We start from the raw sequence: 21639 nt of genomic DNA, 5'->3' as shown, positions 1-21639 counted from the left end.
TTTAAAGTGTTGATAATCAAAAGGCCGCTATCGCGGCCTTTTTTACGCATATAGCAACTAACACAAGAGCAAACTAACAGATGTTGACAACATCTGTTGACCAAAAACTTGGGTTTATCTCTCATGAAGCTCACGGGCTCTCCACTGGCACACAGCGCCTTCAACTGTATTACCCAAACAGTACTTTACTCAACATAATGGCAATTACCAATGTCGCCCATACCAAAGCCAAGCTCTTTGGCCGCTTTACAATGGTCAACATCATCAAGGGCGTTACAAGTAGAATTATAAGCCCGAAAACACTTACTCCAAACAGTGCAACACCTATTAGCCAGGCCACCGTAGTACACAGCATCACCACAAGGTTTTGGCTTCGTTGCATCACTTCAAGCATTGCAAGGCTTTGCCAAAAACCCCGATGTATTGCGATCTGTTTATTGGTCTCTAGCAGCAAACTGCTCCACCAAAGTAAATTAAAAAGTAATGCCATGAGACTGTAGTAATCTGCCAAGTCTGGACGTTCAGTGACAATGATCTGTGTGCACCAATAGGTTAAAGTACTCATCCCCAACCGCCACAATATCATCCAAGGTTTTTCTATGACCAGTTGTAACCAGAAGCCATTGGCCGATATAGCTCTAACCTTAAAGTCAATTAGTCTTGGATTGATAAATGCTCCAACGGTCATTACCGTCAAAACGGAAATAAAATACATTGCTACCGAGTTACAGACAAACACCAATCCGAGTGCAACACACAAAGTTAAAATAGTGGCATGAGGCCGATATAATTGGACCACTGCCAGTATAAACTGTGAAGCCATAAACAAAAGTAGTTGTGGTGCCTGTAATAGCTTTGCCCACCCCATAGAAGCAGCCATGATGAAGGCCGCTATGAACAAGAGGTGACACATTAATAGTAAGCTGTTGTCCGCGATGAACTTGTGCACACGGTTAGACAGCAAAGTATGGTGGAATGTACGCCGAGCACTATCAAGAATTGCGCTTTTTACGGTTTCTATTAGTAGGCTTTGCATCAGCAAAAAGCCAAAGGACACTTCTAAAGTCAAACGCACAGAGTCACTTTCGACTAACTTCCCTAACCCAAAGAATATAGCCATAACAAGACTGGGCAGATAAATAAAAAACATTGCACTAACGAGCAGTGTAAATTGTTCTAGTTGCTTTCTAAGCTCCTGCAACTCAACCTTAAATGCTCGTAGACGATATTGGTAATAATGCAGCATTGGCTTTCCTAATCGGTAAACAAAGGCTGACGCTCAAAACCAATCTGCATAAAAATATCGGGATCATGACAGCTTATTAGAATTTGGTTAGAAGTGGTGCTTAGATACTCTACGAGTTTATCAACACTGCCGATATCTAGTGCCGCGCTGGGCTCATCCAATATTAAATACGGCGTATTTCTCATGATGGCATTGATTAGTTGGAGTTTTTTTAAGTTGCCCGACGAGAGCGCGCAAATGCGGGTATTTAAAAAAGAAGAAAACTGTAATATCGAGATAAGCTCATCTGGCATCGAACAACGCCAACTTTTCATCGTCATCCCCAATACTTGCTGTGCAGTTAAAAAGTCAGGAAATGAAATCGCATCAGACGCAAGTGCAACAACCCTTTGTGGCTCTTTGTGCATTTTGCCATCTAATAAAATCTTGCCGTGATAAGCTCGGTCTATCCCCGCAATTAATGTAAATAGGGTGCTTTTGCCAAGGCCATTGGCAGCCTCAATACACACTCTTTGCGCCCCAAATTCAGCGCTATAATTATCAAATACAGGTTCGAGCAAAAACACTTTGGTCAGATTTTGAATGCTTATCATAAGCCCTCGAGTATCATTGTTTTCAATGATACTAACAAACGAGGACCTAAATAAGGAAACTAAAAAATGTTTCGAAACATAACGAAAGCGCACTATTAGTGCGATTTAAAAGCACGCCCTGCAAATTCAGTCATAAACGTTTCGATGGCACCGCGTTTTTGCATAGTGACAAAGACTTGCTGACCATGTTCGCCCCCAAAAGCAATATTGGTTGGGTATTGCCCTTTAAGTTTTACAACCCTTAGCAATTCTCCATTTGGAGAGATGATAGCAACTTCACCCGCGCCATAGCGCGCAACATAAAGGTTGCCATGCACATCAGTGCGCATGCCATCAAGACCATGGTTGTCAAATTGATAAAATAACGATGGCTCACCGATTTCGCCATTATGCTTAATTGGAAATGCCCAAATACGCTTTTGCACACTTTCGTTGACGTACAACACCGTATTATTTGGACTAACTTCAATGCCATTCGTAGTACCCATACCCGCTTTTAAACGTAAAACATTGCCATTTTTATCAATACGCCAGAGCTGCCCATTACCCTCTTGCCAGTTAGGGTCACTCGCAAATAACGTCCCATCGTCGCTTATAGCAAGGTCATTGGGCTGATTCATCGCAGGTACATGAGCAAACACGGAGACCTGTTTATCTTGCGTAATACGTAAAATGTTATGTCCCATATAGTCTGCAACATACATATTTCCCGCATTATCAAAGCGTAGCCCATTGCCAATACTCCCCTTTGGCAGTTGCACAAATAGACTCGCAGACCCTTTTGCAGTTACTTTGCCAATCGTGCCTTGCTTGGCGAAGTTAACCGCATATAGCACGCCGTTTTTATCAACTACTGGTCCTTCGACGCCTTCAGTGAATACGCCATCCTCTACCCAATCTTGTGTTTTGTAAAAATCAGCCCCTGAGAGGCCAATTAGCTGGCAACTCGATAAAAAAACCACTGCGAATAATGCAGTGCTGATAGTCTGTTTCATGTTCGCTCCCTGTTAAAAGTTTCAGTATGCAGCGCCTACCAGCACTTGTGAATTGAGAATTCTTCACACCACTAAGATGTATCATATAACCACTAAAATAAATATCGCACTTTAAATATCACGCTGTTTTCAATTGGCTTGGTCCAATTGTCTTTTACACTCTCCAACCATGACTTGTGTCCCACTTGAGTTTTATCCAACATATTTAGTTGTTCGCCACCGCGCCGATAAACCAAGTACACATCTGAATATGCACCCATACGATAGCGCAACTTAAACTGAGACATCATGCGGGTGTCTTCAAAGCTTGTATCTGTGTTTGTTTGCCTATGCAGTCCGTCTGCGACTATGTCATAGACATCCTTGCTCTTGGCCTCAAGCACTGACCATTGAAATGTACTCGAAAACTCTAAATTCTCTGTAATGAGGGCACTTGCTTCTAATGTATTGATAAAGATCGTTCTATCGTATTCGGACAACTGATTTCTTTGGCTTGCCACCAACCAGCCGTCCCCGTCTCGAAAATAGTTATTAAACTTTATATTCCAGTTAGCGTGAGGCATCCAAGTCATATCTAGCGCTAACTGTAGTGCATCCCCACTTAAACCTTCCTGATCTAATTCAACACTGGCAGCCCAACTAAACTCTCCAGTATAGGGGCTCTGATACAGTACACGAGTTTCAAACGCGCTGGGCTGAAAGAAAGGCGCACTATTCGCACCAATATTGTCCTGCCAACCAGAGCGTACTTGATCTAAATGAACACTCCACTGTGCGCCATTATTAAGCATCAGTTGTGCTTTGTAGCCTTGTCTTGCGGGTAGTTTTAATCCTCGCGAATTGGCTTCATAGCTAAGGTCTAATGAGTGTTTTATTCGAGTTAACCAGTTATTCCCCACATTGACTGCATGACTGTAAGACAGCTTTGAATACTGCCAATCATTGCGCTTCATATAGCCCATATCTCGATTTTCAAAGCCATCGTTTAGACGCAAAAATTGTCCTTCAAGTTGAGTATTTGGGGTAAATTGATAGCCAACATTTAATGATATACCGTTACCCGATTGCCGAGTTTCATGATCCACTTGGCTAAATAATAGCGCACTCTGCATCGACCATTTGTCATCCTGATATTGGCTGTCCCAAGCTACGCTTTGCGCATTGCGCTTGAGCCACGGGCGTTCCACATGGGTCGCTAATATACCCGATTGCCATCTGGCTGAACGATAACTAAATCGCCCTGCATAAAAGTCTTTCCCTGCACCACTATCCAAGCTATTTTCTTTTACCGCAAATGCGCCCCATTGTGCACTTTTCCCTTGGTGTACAAATCTAACCGCCCCATCAATTGGCGTGATCAACTCGCTCTTGTCATCGCTACCAGCCCCAATTCGGCGGGTATGGATTAACTTTGTGTCTTGCAGCGCACCAATACTAAACACACTAATATCTTGCGTAAAAAACGGCCGCTTATCTGTACGCAACGTTTCCACAGCTGAGTAGTTAACATCAACATCATCGCTGTCCACTTGCGCAAAGTCTGGGTTCACTGAAAATGACAAGGTTTGGTGATGCGCTGGTTTATAAAACAGATCAAACCCCACATCGGCCTCATGATTTTTATTTTGACGCGGTTCAAAATGACGCTGATAACTCACATATGGTACAAAATTAAGCTGACTCTGCTGAGGAACGGACACCTCAATTTTTGGCATGTTTAAGAAAAAATCACTGTTGCCAATGGTCTGTTTTTGGTTTGCAAAAATATTATTAGATTTTAAATCATATAGTTGAATCCCAACGCCGATAGTTGAGAAGCCATCAGCATTAACTTTTGAAGAAAACGAAACACTGTGCCACGGAACAAACACTTCATTCGACCAATACAGCGGTTGCTCGTCAAATGCGCTTTCCCAATCACCGTCCCAATCCATATCGGTCGTACGCTGTGGCGTCACAACCGCATCTTGCTTTCCTCCCCCTAACGTTGTTGCAAACAAGTACGCACTGCTACCATCGCCCGAGAAATCAAGATAAATACGGTTAAACTCCCCCTGCATAAACCCATCTTGGAGGTTAAACTGCTTTTTCCTCTGGTTTTCAGGCTGGTAGTTGATTATGCCAATGTATATACCCTCTTCGGTAGCCAATACTTTTGCCGTCACCTTATTTTTATGCGCAGTATGCGTTGCTGGCACCACTTGAAAAAAGGTCAAGAAATCAGCTGCCGATTGCCATGCTAACTCATCCAACTTACCATCAACTTGCACTCCTTGGGCGTAACTTAACGGCACGCCAAACACCAACCCTAAGGTAAATACCCCTCGTTTCAACCCGCTCAAATCTATACTCCAAAAAAATCATATAATGTTGTTACTTAAGCAAAAATATTGAATGAAAAAGCTTATTTTTATCTGAAGAATGATTTGATAAAGCTGAATAAGATTGACTTTATCCTGAAGCCAGTTACCTTTAGGTGAACCTATATTGATAACAAACTTGGCAGGAGGCCCTCGTGAGTAACTCTCTACCAAAACTCTCAAATCACGTGCCAAAAGAAACTCCAATTCGTTTTTACTTTCTACACTGGCGTTTTGACTGCGAGAAGGATGAACTTTGGAATTGTGAGACGCACTCTGCCACCAAACTTGAGCCCCAAGTTGCGCGGCTATTGACTATTTTTCTCACCCAACAAGGCCAAGTAATAAGTAGGGAAAAGCTCAATGACACACTTTGGCCAAACACCATCGTCGAAGCTAATAGTCTCTACCAACTATTGACCAAGCTACGTAAAGAATTAAAAGATAATGCTCGCAGTCCAAACTATATAAAAACAGTACCTAAAAAGGGCTATCTGTTTTTACCGGAGATAAGTAGTGACTCACAACGTAGTACATTCACCCCCAACTATGATAATCAGTGTGAAAAAGCGAATTTACCAGACTTAGTAGCACCACTTCATACCCATTTAAAAAACAAATTGCTAAAACACTGCTGGACACTACTGTTTACAACGGGAGCATGTTTTAGCGCTATCGCATTTTTCTCAACAACGCCCGCGCAAGTCTCCCCCCCTAGCTACGAAAGGCATGACATTACCTATGATCTTGGCGTCGAATTTAATATTGCAGCACATCAAGACCATGACTTACTGGCTTACGTAGAAAAATTTAACACTTTAGAAATTACTGATAAATCGGGTAAAAAACGATTTAAAAAGACTTTTGACACACGCATTGCACATCCAACATGGCACCCCTATGAAGAAAAATTGGCATTTTGGCAATATAAAAAAGATGCGTGTATCTTACACATTGGTAATAGTCGCGCTGAAATTTTACATAGTAGTGATCCGATACCCTGCCATTTTATCACTCCGCCCTCCTGGAAATCAGCGAATGAGTTAGTGCTCACAATTACTGAGAAACATGGTAAGAAAGCCTATTTGTATCGTCACAAGCACAACCAACTCATAAAGCTACCACTGCCTAAAGAACCTGAAGAAAGTTACATAGGTGCTGTGCGCGCTTGGGAAGGAAAAATCTACTACCTGATTGTTGACGCAAAGTTTCATTCAAGATTGGTTTCTTTGGACGGCAAAGTCCATATGGCTTGGGCATTTCCCGTATGGTTATTTAATTTCGATCCCGCTCAACAGAGTATTATCAGCAATGATGGTAGTGCACACCACAATCTTATTGGCAAATACAGAAACGGACAGACTTACCCCGTGTTTGCCACAACACAAGGGATATTTACCAGTCTATCCGTTGATAATTCCGGTGACGTTTATACCGCTGCCGAAAGTTGGCAGGTAAATATTCGCGATGAATATAACTTACCTATATTTTCAAGCTCAAGTATCGACTATCTACCTGTGACGAATAAGTTAGGCGAGACAGTATTTATGTCTCGTAGAACAGGTTATTGCGAAATCTACCTACACTCAGGTAATGAAGTTAAACAACTCTCCTTTCACAAGGGGCATGAGTATGTAGATTTCCTAACTTGGGATCCTATGCTGAGTAAGATCCTTGCTAATCGAGATCGCTTTTTGGTGTTGTATGACCGCGCGGATGTGCTAACGAATTTCCATAGCCAGCATCAAAAGCCCTTGAAACAATTCGGTTGGCGTACTAATCACACAGTATGGTCAACCGATGGTATGTCTGTTAATACATTCGATTTAGACGGTCACTTGCTCAGCAAAACCAATTTTGAATCGGACTTTATTATTTACCACACTGAAGACAAAAGTTGGATAGTGATCAAAGACGGTACCTTATATCGCGCGACCTCATTGATAAATTTTGAAGAGCAAAAACAGGTGTTAGCCAAACTCCCTCAAGAGGCACTAAATGTCATCAAGAATCCAAGACTCAAAAATGGTGAGTTATTTTGGCAATCAGCGTGGTCAAAAACCGATTTGATTTGGAAAATATCGTTAAACGCGCCTTATAAGGTCACCAATATTAAAAAAGAACCACTAATTTGGCATTATGACATTGCACCAGATGGTGCACTCCTAGTTGCCAAAATGGAATCTGTCGAGTCTGATATCAAGCTGATCAAACCGCAAACTAACCTGACAAAATAACCTTTAGCAAAGTAAGGCCAGTGACATGCAATAATGCCCTGGTTTTACCATATCGAAACGCATCAAATCCGATACTCACACACGCAACTATCCAACCTATTTTCTCAGCTCCACAATCATTACACTTTTTGATGATAAAAAGCGCCTGACATAACAAAAAATAGTGAAATTTATATGATGCGCTCTAAGTATTTGGGACTAGCTATGCCCTTGCTACTAACTGCTTGCTTCGATGGCAGTGAAAGACATGTTGAAGTTGTCACGCCAACCCCTTCCACTGAAGTAACACAAGTACCCAATGTAGCTTTAGTTGAAATTACAACGCCAGAGCAAGCCTTATACCAGCCCGGCCAGCCCATTTCTCTGGATTTTTCCATTGAAACAATCCAGCTAGACACTCAACATATCGGTGTTACCTTTATGGCCATTCCAAAAGAAAAGGTCGCACAATTAGAAACCGAAGATCAGCCAGAGGGCTTTAACTTGGGTACTCATTACATTGAGCAGTTACAGCCTGGTGTACAAAACTTATCAACTACTTTGATGTTTCCTAATGAGGAAATGCCCAGTGGCGAGTTTTTAATTGCTGCATATGTGGACAGCGCAAAAATTATTCCTGACGAAGCTGACCTGACAGATAACCGCTCACGAGGTCATGATGGCGGCGATCTGACAACTTATGCTTCAGTCACGATTGACGCCTCCCATTACCATGACTTTGTACTAGATAAAGTGGTTGTTGGCGACGGCTTCGCGATGTTCCCTGATATTGGTCAAAGAGAAACAACCTCTGAGGGCCAACCAAGTCAAAAGCGCTCCGATATCATCGGACACATAGACGCCAGCAAATTCGGTAGTAGCGCAAACGAAGCTGAGGTCACAGTTGAGGTGATTGTAGACGATCAAGCTTATACTGCGCACTTTTGGCAAGAAGGCCAAGGCCACTACGCAGAGAAAATGAATATCTCATTCTCGCAATTCGAGCAAAGCCACTATTTCCCCTATGACATTGCTATAAACGGCGCCTTGATACATAAAATCCAACAGGCATTCGACCCAAATTCAAGTGAAAACACCATACAGTTGCGCTTTACTTTACATGATACGTCTGAGTTTGATGAAGCCAATACCAGTAATAACACACAGACAATCGATGTCCCTTATAGCCTATATCAAGACACGACCCCAAGTGATGAGCTATTAGCAAAACATAATTTACCTGAGTTGCCTGACAGTAACCAAGCGAATAGAGCTGTCCGTAACGCACTTTCTAGTGGCCCAACACAAGACTTGAGCTTAACGATATCTCAGCAAACAGATGAGCAATTCGTACTACTAGATTTGTTTAGTAACACCTATGGTGATAAATCTAAAGTGGCCGTTGTGCCAAGTTTCTTATCACTTATTATTTTAAAGGCCACAGATGGCGGTTATGCATGGGCATCCACAGGGGGTGGTTTTGACCTGTATATGTTCGACGATAGCGTAAACCTATTTTCTGCTGGTGCAAGTGGCATTGCTGACGGGGCAAATGGAACGCTGAGCTATGCGATGGGTGTTTCTTTTCTTGGCAACTCTCTGATCGCAGACTCAGACTCCGTTACTGCACTTGATGAGAGCTATACCCATGATTGGAGTGAAGAACAAAAGCTATTCTCTGCAACCTTTACCATTGCAATTGTACCAGTCAGCGTCTCGGCGGGTGTAAAAGGTGAAGTTGGTGTCGGCAGCGAGTTAAAGTATGCCGAGCAACGCTTTAGCATCGGTGGTGATGTACTAACGGCAAGCCTTGACGCCTATGCAACAGCAGGCATCGACCTGTTAATCGCCAGCGGTGGGATTGGTATCGACTTCCTCATCATTTCTGAAACGCTGTCGGCTACCGCATATACTGACATCAGCAAAGCAATTACAGATTCTGAAATTAGCTATGGCATTGACATCAGCAATCATATGAAGGCAATTGAAGGTGAATTATATTTATGGGTGAAGTATCCAGGCTATGAGTTCTGCTGTTCATTCCCAACAAAAACTGCGACCAAAACACTGTATGACACTGGCGCGTTGTATAATAAAACGTGGCAGATGCTGGACTACAGCGATAGCTTCAAATTTTAATTGAGTAAAGTATGAACCGGGTTACATCATTACTACTTTGCACACTGACGTTGCCATTTGGCAGTGTCAGTGCCAGCCAAGATTGTGCGCGCTGGGGCGATTTTACGACGCTTGCAAATACCAAAATGACAACACTAAACACACCAAGCCAAAACCGCTTGTCCGTATCTGGGCAATTGGTTTTTCGCCCACTCAAGCAAAGCGATAAGTATTACTGGCTAGGTTTGCAGCTTTCTTCCGCTAAATTAAAGTTAGACAATACAGACATACAAGCGCGCTACTACAGCGTACCTTTTGCAATGAAAATCGCAGCGCAATCTGGGGATATACTCGCATATCATTTTGCGGCTAAGCTAAAGCCTGAAGATGAACAAAAACTAATCGCAATTTATCAGCAATTTCATATTGAGCATCTGAAAAAGTATGACCTACAAAGCCCAAAAATTATCGAAGAAAGTGATAATTTAGGTCGCTATAAAATTCAGTACCAAAGGCTTGCTGACAATTCAATTCAAAAACATAAACTTCAGTACACAATGACGACTCAGGGTACGCAATTATTTGCTTTCAAAAAGCCTGAAATCAAACAGGACTCATTTATTTTCACCACATCTACATGTTGGGTAGAAAAGTTAAATGGTTACAACAATACCCGAGTAGAAAGTGATAAGGGTGACATTCGAATCGATGTCGTTCAGTCGATTAAGTTTGCCACAAAAGCTCTGCCTATTTCAGCTGACATCCCCTTGATGACACTGCCAATGGACCCGCTTAAATGGCCTCTTCTTTCAGAAAGTAGTGTCTACCCGAAGCCGTTGCCAGTCCCCTTGGGGAGTGCTGAAATTTTCACTAATTTGCTGCGTAATAAAGATCTACGAGCTTTGTCGAGTGCAGAGCTATTGCAATTGCTGTATGACAACCAGATCTACCTATCGTCATTGCATGCATTGATCAAGCAACAGGCTTTTGAAGATAAACAGCTAAGCCGACTATTATTGATGATTGGTAAAAGTGATTCTGTATATGCTCAACAGCTCTTAGGCGCACTTTATTTAGATACTGAGCTTGATAAAAATCAGCGCTTCCGCAGCTTAATGGCACTGAAATATGCGAAGCAGCCTCTTTCACCAACACTCATTGAGCAGCTTTATAACCATATTGATAGTGATGAGTTAACTAACACCGATACTAAATTAGCCCGTACAGCTTTAATGGTAATGGGTATCATCGCTAAAAACCAAGCAGGTAGCGAGTTTGCAAATCAGCTCACAGAATCATTAGCTGATAGGCTTGTCACCACACGAGATATACACAAACAAGCCTCACTGTTAAATGCGCTGGGCAATAGCGCCGACTCAACACATCAGGAAGGCATTTCCAAGTTTTTAGACAATGGCAATGCCACCTTGCGCGCTACAGCAGCACAAGCACTTGGGAAGATGCCCAATGCTATCAGTCTTGGGTACATAGAAAAGTCGTTAAAAGTAGAAACAGATAACAAAGCTAAGCAGGCTTTGCTTTCAGCTATGGGTAACAATCCGCTCAGTGAGTCTCAAGTGGATGAGGTTCTAAAGTTTGCACAAAGGAAACAAGGAAATGAAGTCCGTGTCGCAGCAATCAACGCAGTCGCCAAACAAGGTAGCAGTCATAAAGACGTAGTAGAAAAACTTAAACCCCTTCTCAAACAAGAGCGCGATCAGCTGGTCCTCAGAGCGCTTATGCAAGCCATTCACGGCAATTGATAGCCTATCTAGGGGCATTACAGCCCCTTCTCTTTAATACTAGTTAAACAGTCATACACTTCGCACATAGAGTTTTTATACGAGCGCTTAAATAGCAATGCAATCATTGTGTTTGAGGCAAGCTACGCCATCATTTTTACAGGCTAAATGAACTTTAAAAATAGGTATTAATGAATCAATAGATAATATCATTGCCAGAGAAGCATAACGAATACAGGAATATAAAGAAAATTTTATCTAATAGGGGAAGTAAAGCTTTATGAAATGGCGGAGTGGACGGGACTCGAACCCGCGACCCCCGGCGTGACAGGCCGGTATTCTAACCAACTGAACTACCACTCCGCAGTGGTATGCATATGTTCTTTAAGATATCAAATGGCGGAGTGGACGGGACTCGAACCCGCGACCCCCGGCGTGACAGGCCGGTATTCTAACCAACTGAACTACCACTCCGCAGAGATATCTTTTACGCTAAATGGCGGAGTGGACGGGACTCGAACCCGCGACCCCCGGCGTGACAGGCCGGTATTCTAACCAACTGAACTACCACTCCGCAGTAAGCGTATTGTCATATTTTTTTGCTAAAACACTAAAAAGCCAAATGGCGGAGTGGACGGGACTCGAACCCGCGACCCCCGGCGTGACAGGCCGGTATTCTAACCAACTGAACTACCACTCCAAGTGATTTAGCTTGCTTCTTTTAATAAATGGCGGAGTGGACGGGACTCGAACCCGCGACCCCCGGCGTGACAGGCCGGTATTCTAACCAACTGAACTACCACTCCAAAGAAGCAATGCACATATGTAAGCGGTTGGCGGAGTGGACGGGACTCGAACCCGCGACCCCCGGCGTGACAGGCCGGTATTCTAACCAACTGAACTACCACTCCAGCTTACATCGCAATACAAAATAAAATGGCGGAGTGGACGGGACTCGAACCCGCGACCCCCGGCGTGACAGGCCGGTATTCTAACCAACTGAACTACCACTCCGCGATAATTTTGTATTTCACTGACAAGGTGTGCTCCTTGACAGCGGCGTGAATAATACGAATGACCCCTTTCAGAGTCAACTATTTTTTTGAAAAAAACTGCATTTTTAACGTTTAATGACGTTACTCGCTGAAAATTACATCAGCTTGTCTATTCTGCAAGCAAGTTTGAAGCAACTTGCCAAGAACACAACTTATCTTAGGATCTACACCACACATGAAAGTCATCAATTTTTATCGTCCGACATGGACAAACTAAGTACATCTCCCGAATCTGAACCCGCTTCACCTTTTTTTTCTTCACCTTCCCCTTCTGACTCCAGATCGTCTAAATCCATTTTTTGTTTCTTTTTCAAAAATGGAATAGAAGTCGGCAATGGAATTGAAAACTTCAATGGTTTGTTTTGTACAAAGACACGGATCACTAACCAACCTAAGAGCAACACTAGTAAATTACCTGCCACAACAATGGACACAATCAGAGCCGTATTTACTTCTGGCTCCTCTGGTTCTGATGGACCCATCAGCTCTTCAGGCGTGATAGGTTTTGTCAACTCCGGTACTTTTTCAATTGGTCGTTCAATTTCAAAGTTATAGTCGGGGATGGCTGCCATGAATTCACGACTATTAATATTTTCGCCAAAGGCAGACAGCTGCACACTATAACGCCCCCAATCATAATTCTTTATTTGCAGTTGGCGATAAAAGCGCTCTTGTTCGTTTAAGGTGTAAACTTGCTCCTCACCATTGGGGTAAAGTATTTTCCCTTGCAATATCACGGTCTCCGGTTTGACGATATTTCGATTTAACTGAATCACAAGTTCGTGTTCAAACTCTTCATCGTCAGCAAGTTGTAACTCAAAAGTGAAGGGCGGTTCAGCGATGACTATGGGGTCTTTCACTACACGACGTTTTAGTATGGGGGTCTCTATAAAAAACTCAGGTTGCCATTCGCCTGCCGGAAAGGTGAGTTTAAATTCACCGGTAAAAACCCCATCCAGCGGTCTCTCATCAAAGTCTCTGCCGTCATCTTTAAAGTCCGTAACACTTTGTGTACCTGCACCGAAATTAGCGTATTCTTCATTATTTGTACTGACAAACTCAACAAATAAAGTCACCACATCACGGAAGTAACCCACATCGATAGGTTTACCATCGTTGGTAACCTTGCCATTTACTTTGAGCATTTCGCCGCGAAATAACAGGGGTGGCAGTGGATCAACAATGAGTTCAATATCACCCAGTACCATAATTCGGCTATCTTTTTGGATTTGTCCAAGTACTTGCCATGGCCCGGGCATGGGTTTATCGATTATGATCAGGTCGTAGCTGATCTCGTCAAACCATTCAAGTGATTCATCTTTAACAGCATGAATCGAGTAGATTTTACTGCCATCCGGCCTAACTAACACGACAGCAGGCGCACCTGTGGAACGAAAGAACAACAAAGTAATTTTATCGACGTTATGGTCAATGCGAAAACGATTATCTAGCAGTGGGATCTCATTGGATACCCCATCGCGCTCTAGCATAGTAATATTTGGGGTTTCTGATACAGCACTAAAACTGAACAATATGCTAAAAACGACTATCCAAATTCGCATTGATATTTACCTCTTTATTGTTGCCATAAGCTTTGTCCGCATGCTTTATTGACAATTTCCATACGCTCTGCGTGTGCAAGTTCTTCTTCTTCACTGGCTTGCAAAACACGCAATGGAGCCCTATCAGTTGCTAGTCGACGAATACCACCACTCCCATCTTGCTGTGCACCGTCAATTTGTTGTGCTAGGTTTAGCTTTTTTTGCCCACCAGTCATTGCCAGATAAACATCTGACAAAATCTCGGAATCCAGCAATGCGCCGTGAAGTGTACGCTTTGAGTTATCAATGTCATAACGGCGGCATAATGCATCTAAGCTATTCTTTTGACCTGGATGCAAATCACGCGCCATAACGAGTGTATCCAGTACTTCGCAGACATCATTTGTTGTGGGAAAACCTTGGTTCAACATCGCAAATTCATGGTCCATAAAGCCCACATCGAACGGCGCGTTATGGATAACTAGTTCTGCACCACTTATGTAATCAAGAAACTCTTGTGCAACTTGACGGAAGAATGGCGTACCACGTAAAAATTCATTCGTGATACCATGAACGTCAATGGCTTCCTCTTCGATATCTCGTTGAGGGTTTATATAAACATGAAAGTTATTGCCCGTAAGGCGCCTATTTATTAGTTCAACACACCCAATTTCAATAATCCTATGCCCAGCTTTGGGGTCGATGCCGGTGGTTTCTGTATCCAGAACTATCTGACGCTTTACCATGATTTATGATCTCTAACATTCATTTCTCTGTTCAAGTCCCATATTAACCCACTTTCGGCTTTGTTACATGACCTATTCTTAAATCCTTTCGACATCAAATAGCGCTATAGTAATGTTTTTGTTTGGCCACACTAACTTGATGCGCACTATCCTGCGACGTATAAATCAATATTCACAACTGATAAAACATAGAACTTATTCAATTAATTACGCTAGATTGAAACTTAAATCACAGCTCGTTGCAAACACCTGCCTCACCTCAACTGCCAGAATATTTTCACGCTTTAAACGCACATTCTCTGAGAGTTCAATTTCATACCAACTATGCTCTGTCAATGAGCCAACGGCCAACTGTGCCTTCTTTAGACTTTGTTCGGGCAACAATTGTCGATGCACTTCTTGAATATTGAGAAAAACACGAGCTCCATCATCAACCAGTAGACGTAGTTTGAGCTTTTGTTTGGCGTGTTCATTTTTCCAGTCAAATTTGTGACGAAAATAATATGCTAGTATGGGCTGACCCTGAATTTCTTTAGCGATAACGGTATGCTCATCTCCTTCGCTATACCCTAGTTGGCCTCGACCAACAGGCCAGTTTGAATCGTAAAACTCAAAGCTTGTCCAACCCTCACTAGATACTTGGCGAAAATCGTAATACGTTCACATCGAATTGACTGGTATCAGCACATCGAGTGTTTTGGCAGTAGCAGTTCCTATACACCCCCACCTACACCGTTATTTTTAGAAAAATTTCATTTTTACAGTACTTTCCCGTGATGTATCACGCCATACATGATTGATATTTATAACTAAAAAAACGACCAGCTTATATCAATCTTTATCACCAGCAATATTTCCACTTGTAGGACAAAGTGAAACGGAGCGCTTATTTGCTCTTTATACAAATAACTAACAAAAACACAGGTTCAAAAAGATGAAAACGACAATAATGATGAAGTTCCTGATTTCAATCGGCTTAGTTAACATCCCCATTGTGGGGTTAGCCGCAAACTTAACCCGAGGTCCATATTTGCAAATGACAGGAGCCTACCCAACTGACAGTACTTGAGCCCGGCAACTTCTCTAGCGAGGGATCCAGTGATAGTGATGGCAGTATCGTCCATTATTTGTGGCCGTTTGGTGATGGCATCAGCGCTTACCAAGCTAGGTTTACGCCTGACAAGAAGCTGCCCTTCCTCGAAGTATCGCGCTACATAGAAACTGGCGTGTTGACTCCCAGGGCATCTACTTTATATCGAAAGAAGGCACGCTCAATTACTTCAATATAGGTAAAAGCACAACGAAGCAAATAACGGACAAAAGAAACACGTTTATACGACCTATAATTGGTACACAACAAGTGATTACCTATAATGATTTTTGGTTATCCAACCTGCTTTGAATAATTAAAACGCATTTTAGTTTGGCATATACCGCTTTTTTGTATTTTGAATACCGTTGGCAGCTGAACTTTGCTATGGTAAGGGATTATCTGCCCATTTTGAATTTTACAGGCTAATTTGTGCAAAAAACCGTAGAGATTTATACCGATGGCTCATGTCTAGGCAATCCAGGTCCTGGGGGCTATGGTATTTATTTAAGTTACCAAGGCCATGAGAAACAACTACAGCAAGGCTACCAGCTAACCACCAACAATCGCATGGAAATGTTAGCGGCAATCGTTGCGTTGGAAACCCTAACCCGCCCTTGCCAGATCGTGCTCTATACTGACAGCCAATACGTGAAACAAGGTATCGAATCTTGGGTAGAGAACTGGAAAAAACGCAACTGGAAAACAGCGGCTAAACAACCGGTAAAAAATGTGGACTTATGGCAGCGTCTCGACAGCGCATGTCAGAGACATCAGGTAGAATGGCGCTGGGTCAAAGGCCATGCAGGTAATAAATACAATGAGCTCGTAGATGACTTAGCACGAGATGCCGCATCACAGGATGATCTGCTTGAAGATAGCGGATACATCGCCCAACAATAGAAATAGACTGATTATTCTCGCGTACGGCTGTGCTTCAGGCGTGCGCCCTTTACCGCTGGTGTCCATTTAGGCCTTGCATGCCATTTAGGTTTGATGGGTGTTAACGGCGCTACCCGCTTTCTAGCCACCAGCATATAGACACTGCCCATCGGCTTTAAGTAATGTCGACAAAATCGACGCCACGGAGCAAAGCGAGACAATCGCGACCCTCGAGCTAAAGACGCGTGGATGAAACGCTCATCTGTAACAATTTCAAAACCGAGTAAATTCAGCCAATCTTTTACCCTAGATGGGGTGAAAAATCGCCCCGACCAAGGCAGCTTTTCTCCACTAAACGGTAACATGTGTGCCAATCCGCATAGGCTAAAAGGATTGAAGCCAGTAATAACAATGTAGCCACCGGGGACCAAAGTGCGGTGCGCTTCACGTAAAATGTGATGGGGGTCCGAGTGGTACTCCAAACAGTGCGACAAAACACACGCATCTACACTGTGCTCATAAAAAGGTAGCTCATCAATTTCGGCAATGACGCCGGCATGCGGTGCACTTGCGGAAATACATACCTGATGATCAATAGGGCTCTCTGATGTATCTAACTGCCCGCTTAAGCATCCTAACTTTAGCATATGATAACCAAACATACGTGGCAGCCATTTTGCCATGCGACGCTCAATACCAGCCCGCACATAGTCTCCATGGGGGAAATCTCGCCATGATTGCGGTTTGGGTCCTTGCTGAAAACTTAATGCTGGTTTCATCGCGTACGCTCGTTATACTAGTTGACACCTTCACTTTATAGAGCAATGAGTTATGACGCAAGTTCATCCGATCAAAGCATTTAACGATAACTATATTTGGGCCATTTGTGATGCTCTTAACCTTAATACTTGGGTTGTCGATCCTGGACAAAGTCATCCCGTGCTACAGTTTTTACGCGAACAAAACCGACAGCTCACAGGCATATTAGTCACCCATCATCATTGGGATCACACTGACGGAATCGCGGAGTTATTATCACACTACCCTGATATCCCTATTTACGGACCTAAAAACTCCCCTTTCTCAGGCATCAGTTGCTCATTATCTCAAGGAGATACACTTACTATAGCAGGTGAGCGTTATAATATAATTAAAACACCGGGCCATACTCTTGATCATATTTGTTATATTAATGATGTAAGAGCCTTTACGGGTGATACCTTATTCAGTGGAGGCTGTGGCCGACTATTTGAAGGTACAGCAGAACAAATGTGGCATTCATTGCAAGCATTGTCTGCATTGCCTGAGGCATGCGAGGTGTACTGCACACACGAATACACACTTGCAAATTTAGACTTTGCCAAGGCTGTAGAGCCCAATAATGACGCTCTCAAGGCTTATACAACTTGGGCAAAAGCAAAACGAGAGCAAAACTTACCGACTCTACCAACCAACATTGGTAACGAACGTGCAATCAATCCATTTCTTAGAGCAAATAACGATGCGATCTTAGCCAATTTACCAGAACTACTAAAAAGTCCTACCGAGACCCATTGGCAAGTATTTGCAAAACTCAGATTGTGGAAAGATCAATTTTAGCGGCTTTGGTTATACGAGACATAACCACAAACTAGACAGCGCTTATCCACCCTGTTTGTGCTGTCTTTGATTTTTCAATACATCAAGTAATTACGCACCCCGAAAAGCGCATTCACCGTTACGTTGTTGCGAACAACTTTAAAATGACGCCAGATAAGGGTAATATTGCCAGGTTTTTGCCCGACAAAAAGAGATTTATGAAAAAGTCACTTCTGATAATTGCTATTATGAGTTTGCTTGCAGGCTGTCAAACAACTACCGAGCAGACCTCTACCCAGCAAGCCGAACTATTAGATCATGCCAACCCAGCGCAAATAAGCGAAGCATTGTCTCACGCTATTCAAGAACCTATTGAAGCAGATGAGCCTCCGCCTGTTTTCGATGATGTCTGGGAGCGAATCCGTTATCAGTTATCTATACCGGTGCCACAGAATCGCCCAGTTGTAACAGAAAGAAATTACTACCAACGACACCAGTCTTACCTAAACCGGATTTCAAAACGTGCCGAGCCATATCTCTATTTTATTGTAGAAGAAGTTGAAAAGCGCGAAATGCCCATCGAGATTGCTCTTCTGCCAATCGTTGAAAGTGCATTTGACCCATTTGGTTACTCTCACCGCAGTGCTTCTGGCATTTGGCAATTTATGCCAAAAACAGGCGAACGTTTTGACCTTAAACAAAACTGGTGGTACGACGGCCGTAGAGATATTGTCCAGTCGACACGTGCAGCGTTAGATTATTTGACTTACCTTCATAAAACACTCGATGGTGATTGGTTAAACGCTATTGCAGCGTATAACTCTGGTGAAGGCCGAGTGATGAGGGCAATTCGAAAAAATCGTAAAAAGCACCTGCCAACTGACTTTTGGTCGCTAGATCTACCCAGAGAAACCACAGCTTATGTACCAAAACTGCTTGCGCTCTCAGACTTATTAATGCGCCAAGATGAGTTTAAGGTTAAATGGAATAAAATTATCAATGCGCAAGTTGTCGATACCATCGAAGTTGGAACACAGATCGACTTGGCATTAGCGGCAGAAATGGCAGGAATATCCCTAACGGAGCTATATCGTCTAAACCCTGGGTTCAACCGTTGGGCAACCGACCCTAAAGGGCCTCACTCATTACTACTGCCTCTTGATAAGATTGAACAATTCAAAACAACGCTTGCTAACACGCCGATGCAAGAGCGCCTGCGCTGGCAATATTACACAGTTAATAAGGGAGACAGTCTCTCTGTTATTGCTAAAAAGTTTGATACAAATACCGGTGCCATAAGAACACTCAATAAACTGAATGGGAATATGATTCGTGTTGGCCAACAGTTACTTGTACCACTTAGTGAAGGCGAGCTGAAAAGTGAACACCTACCAACTGCCGTTAGAAAGGTTGCTAACAAAACCGAACGACGTAAGAAAGTACATACGGTTAAAAGTGGTGATACGCTGTGGGATATCAGCCGAGAATATGATGTCACGATTAAACAGTTAGCAGCTTGGAATAAACTCAAACCAAGTTCAGTGCTTAAATTGGGTCAAAAGCTTACAATTTACAAAACACAGCAACAAAGCAAAACTGCTGGTTTGCAGAGTAAAGAGCGTACTATTACGTATAAAGTACGTAAAGGTGATTCATTGGCAAGAATCGCTAATAAGTTCAACGTATCTATCAAAGATATCGTGAAATGGAACTCACTTGCTGATCAAAAATACTTGCACCCAGGACAAAAGTTAAAACTCAAAGTCAATGTGCAAACTACCTAGTATAAAAGAAGGCCACGTCATTTAAATCGTGGCCTTTTTTGTGCAAGCCCATCAATTACAGCGCTGCTAGCCAACTCTTAAGCCAAGGCTCTACAGGCTCCCAAGGTTCGAAATACTCACCAGCGTCCACATCCAGCCTTGGTTGCGGTAACTTTGCCTTGAGTTCTTTTACCAATGCATCAATTTGACGCCCCGCTCCGCAATATGTATCTCCGTAACTGCTATCTCCTAAAGCCACTACACCTACCTGCTTGTTTGTCAGCATCGGTAGCTGCGCTTGCATCTGCAAAAACAGTGGAAATAAACCATCAGGAATATCACCTTGGCCTGTCGTAGAAGAGACAAACAGCACATGTTCCGCAGCTTTTAAGCTATCCATTGTAGGGGGCTCTGCAATACTTGCATGATGCCCCTGAGCATTAATATGTGACTGTATTTGAGTAGCTAAGTTTTCTGCATTGCCGTAGACGCTGCCTACAAATAGCGTAATTGACGCCATTATTGATAATCCTTCTCTGTTGATGGCCAACCTAGCTGACGGCAAATATTGAGCATGTCATCACCTAAATTAGCGCGAATTAAAATAGGTTGCTTAGTATAAGGATGTATAAACTTTAGCTCAGTTGCAAACAACATGAGACGCTGTAGCTGAAAATGGTCACGGAAAAAGTGGTTATGTTTATTATCACCATGGTTCACATCGCCAATGATGGGCGTCGCTAAATGATTGAGATGACGTCGAATTTGATGCTTGCGACCTGTTTTTGGAAAACACTCGACCAATGAGTAACGAATACTTGGATATTTACCGAATGGCATATCAAGACTAGCGCGATGTAGGCAACGCACCATTGTTTGCGCCTCCTGTGGCGCTTTATCTTGATCTGCAAACTTGTCAGCAATTTTATCTAGCTGCTCTTTCAAAGGCTTATCGACAAAGATTTCATCTTTACTATAACCTCTGACTAAGGCCAAATAACGCTTTTCGACAGTGCCTTCAATAAACAACTGATTAATGTCTCTAGCCGCTTCGGAGCTCAATGCAAAGAGCAATACACCACTGGTTGGCCTATCTAAGCGATGCACAGGAAAAACATGTTGACCTAATTGGTCACGCAGCATTTGCATTGCAAACTGCGTTTCTCGCTTATCTAGAAAAGAACGATGAACTAGCAACCCTGAAGGCTTGTTAATAGCAACATAGTTTTCATCTTGATAAATAATTTCTAGCACTACTTTACTCCACCACTCGAAATAGCTGTATCTATTTCACTTAACATAGAAAAAATAGCTTGTTGCTGAGGATGGCCAGAAAATGCGACCTCAGCCATTGGCGCAATAGCAATGTTTGTCGGTAGTGGTTGTCCTTCATGTATCATCTGTTGGATTTTTGGAATAAAGACAAATTGCAGCCATTGCTCAAAACGTAAGGTATCGCAACAAAAAGGCTGAGTGGATGCTAACGCTTGCGCCTTCACCGGTTCTGCTTGCCAAAGTTTAGCTTGTTGTAATTGATTCTCTAACTCAGCAAGTTGCTGTAAAACTTGTTGGCTCACGTGAAACCCTCATATTACGTAATACCCAAACGAACATTATACCACTGTGAACCACGAAGAGCATTTAACTTAGGAAGTTCCGCCAGACCTTACTACAGGACGTAAATATCGCTATAATCACGGGCAAAGCAATTTCA

General features: G+C 42.8%; 18 protein-coding genes and 7 tRNA genes. 7 read left to right on the top strand and 18 right to left on the bottom strand.

The annotated features are described in order from the left end of the window. Positions 1–169: 169 nt before the first annotated feature. The 4 genes from N482_RS07010 to N482_RS06995 all read right to left on the bottom strand — a co-directional run bounded on the left by N482_RS07010 (position 170) and on the right by N482_RS06995 (position 5176). The gene (locus N482_RS07010; protein ID WP_063376358.1) at positions 170–1246 is read right to left on the bottom strand and encodes a DUF6136 family protein; all 1077 of its coding nucleotides are present in this window, start codon (positions 1244–1246) and stop codon (positions 170–172) included. Between the two features lie 8 nt (positions 1247–1254). Beyond that, positions 1255–1839: an ATP-binding cassette domain-containing protein gene (locus N482_RS07005; protein WP_063376357.1), complete on the bottom strand. Its 585-nt coding sequence runs from the start codon at positions 1837–1839 to the stop codon at positions 1255–1257. Positions 1840–1934: 95 nt separating this feature from the next. Then, on the bottom strand, positions 1935–2834 hold the full coding sequence (locus tag N482_RS07000; protein ID WP_063376356.1) for an SMP-30/gluconolactonase/LRE family protein: 900 nt from the start codon (positions 2832–2834) through the stop codon (positions 1935–1937). 92 nt (positions 2835–2926) lie between these two features. After that, on the bottom strand, positions 2927–5176 hold the full coding sequence (locus N482_RS06995) for a DUF5916 domain-containing protein (RefSeq protein WP_155730530.1): 2250 nt from the start codon (positions 5174–5176) through the stop codon (positions 2927–2929). A 173-nt stretch (positions 5177–5349) separates the two neighbouring features. Between N482_RS06995 and N482_RS06990 the strand changes: the two genes are divergently transcribed. From N482_RS06990 to N482_RS06980, 3 genes are all read left to right on the top strand, one after another. Next, a complete protein-coding gene (locus N482_RS06990) occupies positions 5350–7431 on the top strand; it encodes a winged helix-turn-helix domain-containing protein (protein ID WP_081227810.1) in 2082 nt (693 codons plus the stop codon). Between the two features lie 174 nt (positions 7432–7605). Beyond that, positions 7606–9549, top strand: a complete 1944-nt coding sequence (locus N482_RS06985) for a hypothetical protein (protein WP_155730529.1) — start codon at positions 7606–7608, stop codon at positions 9547–9549. A gap of 11 nt (positions 9550–9560) precedes the next feature. Continuing rightward, positions 9561–11291: a HEAT repeat domain-containing protein gene (locus tag N482_RS06980; RefSeq protein WP_063376354.1), complete on the top strand. Its 1731-nt coding sequence runs from the start codon at positions 9561–9563 to the stop codon at positions 11289–11291. 265 nt (positions 11292–11556) lie between these two features. Here the strand turns inward: N482_RS06980 and N482_RS06975 are convergent. From N482_RS06975 to N482_RS06930, 10 genes are all read right to left on the bottom strand, one after another. Further along, positions 11557–11633: transfer RNA gene (locus N482_RS06975), tRNA-Asp, on the bottom strand. 34 nt (positions 11634–11667) lie between these two features. Next, positions 11668–11744: transfer RNA gene (locus tag N482_RS06970), tRNA-Asp, on the bottom strand. Positions 11745–11767: 23 nt separating this feature from the next. Further along, a tRNA-Asp gene (locus tag N482_RS06965) sits at positions 11768–11844 on the bottom strand. A 49-nt stretch (positions 11845–11893) separates the two neighbouring features. Then, positions 11894–11970, bottom strand: a tRNA-Asp gene (locus N482_RS06960). A gap of 29 nt (positions 11971–11999) precedes the next feature. Then, positions 12000–12076, bottom strand: a tRNA-Asp gene (locus tag N482_RS06955). A 28-nt stretch (positions 12077–12104) separates the two neighbouring features. Further along, a tRNA-Asp gene (locus tag N482_RS06950) sits at positions 12105–12181 on the bottom strand. Positions 12182–12207: 26 nt separating this feature from the next. Then, positions 12208–12284, bottom strand: a tRNA-Asp gene (locus N482_RS06945). A gap of 226 nt (positions 12285–12510) precedes the next feature. Continuing rightward, positions 12511–13887, bottom strand: coding sequence for a TIGR03503 family protein (locus N482_RS06940; RefSeq protein WP_196763590.1), 1377 nt, complete (start codon positions 13885–13887; stop codon positions 12511–12513). A gap of 14 nt (positions 13888–13901) precedes the next feature. Beyond that, entirely contained in the window at positions 13902–14612 is a 711-nt protein-coding gene (gene dnaQ, locus N482_RS06935) for a DNA polymerase III subunit epsilon (protein ID WP_063376352.1), read from the bottom strand. Between the two features lie 207 nt (positions 14613–14819). After that, a complete protein-coding gene (locus N482_RS06930) occupies positions 14820–15008 on the bottom strand; it encodes a hypothetical protein (RefSeq protein WP_063376351.1) in 189 nt (62 codons plus the stop codon). 538 nt (positions 15009–15546) lie between these two features. Here N482_RS06930 and N482_RS25900 point away from each other — a divergent pair. Next, positions 15547–15681, top strand: coding sequence for a hypothetical protein (locus N482_RS25900; protein WP_269202105.1), 135 nt, complete (start codon positions 15547–15549; stop codon positions 15679–15681). A 453-nt stretch (positions 15682–16134) separates the two neighbouring features. After that, a complete protein-coding gene (rnhA, locus tag N482_RS06925; RefSeq protein WP_063376350.1) occupies positions 16135–16605 on the top strand; it encodes a ribonuclease HI in 471 nt (156 codons plus the stop codon). An 11-nt stretch (positions 16606–16616) separates the two neighbouring features. On the opposite strand, the gene N482_RS06920 is transcribed toward rnhA, so the two are convergent. Next, entirely contained in the window at positions 16617–17363 is a 747-nt protein-coding gene (locus N482_RS06920) for a class I SAM-dependent methyltransferase (protein WP_063376349.1), read from the bottom strand. A 52-nt stretch (positions 17364–17415) separates the two neighbouring features. Here N482_RS06920 and gloB point away from each other — a divergent pair, with 52 nt between their 5' ends. Together gloB and N482_RS06910 are read left to right on the top strand one after the other, a co-directional pair. Continuing rightward, on the top strand, positions 17416–18183 hold the full coding sequence (gloB, locus tag N482_RS06915) for a hydroxyacylglutathione hydrolase (RefSeq protein WP_063376348.1): 768 nt from the start codon (positions 17416–17418) through the stop codon (positions 18181–18183). Between the two features lie 197 nt (positions 18184–18380). Then, the gene (locus N482_RS06910) at positions 18381–19946 is read left to right on the top strand and encodes a lytic transglycosylase (protein ID WP_063376347.1); all 1566 of its coding nucleotides are present in this window, start codon (positions 18381–18383) and stop codon (positions 19944–19946) included. A 55-nt stretch (positions 19947–20001) separates the two neighbouring features. Here N482_RS06910 and N482_RS06905 read toward each other — a convergent pair whose 3' ends face one another. The 3 genes from N482_RS06905 to N482_RS06895 are packed head-to-tail and all read right to left on the bottom strand — an operon-like array spanning position 20002 to position 21502. Beyond that, the gene (locus N482_RS06905) at positions 20002–20445 is read right to left on the bottom strand and encodes a flavodoxin domain-containing protein (RefSeq protein WP_063376346.1); all 444 of its coding nucleotides are present in this window, start codon (positions 20443–20445) and stop codon (positions 20002–20004) included. Beyond that, positions 20445–21179 (bottom strand): tRNA pseudouridine(65) synthase TruC, encoded by a 735-nt coding sequence (truC, locus tag N482_RS06900; protein WP_063376345.1) that lies wholly within the window; start codon positions 21177–21179, stop codon positions 20445–20447. Before truC ends, N482_RS06905 begins: the two co-directional genes overlap by 1 nt. After that, the gene (locus N482_RS06895; protein ID WP_063376344.1) at positions 21179–21502 is read right to left on the bottom strand and encodes a YqcC family protein; all 324 of its coding nucleotides are present in this window, start codon (positions 21500–21502) and stop codon (positions 21179–21181) included. The genes truC and N482_RS06895 overlap by 1 nt, the downstream gene beginning before the upstream one ends. Positions 21503–21639: the final 137 nt, after the last annotated feature.

Origin of the sequence: Pseudoalteromonas luteoviolacea NCIMB 1942, from assembly GCF_001625595.1 — a bacterium.
Classification (GTDB): Bacteria; Pseudomonadota; Gammaproteobacteria; order Enterobacterales; family Alteromonadaceae; genus Pseudoalteromonas; species Pseudoalteromonas luteoviolacea_A.
This window is presented reverse-complemented; position numbering and strand designations above follow the sequence as displayed.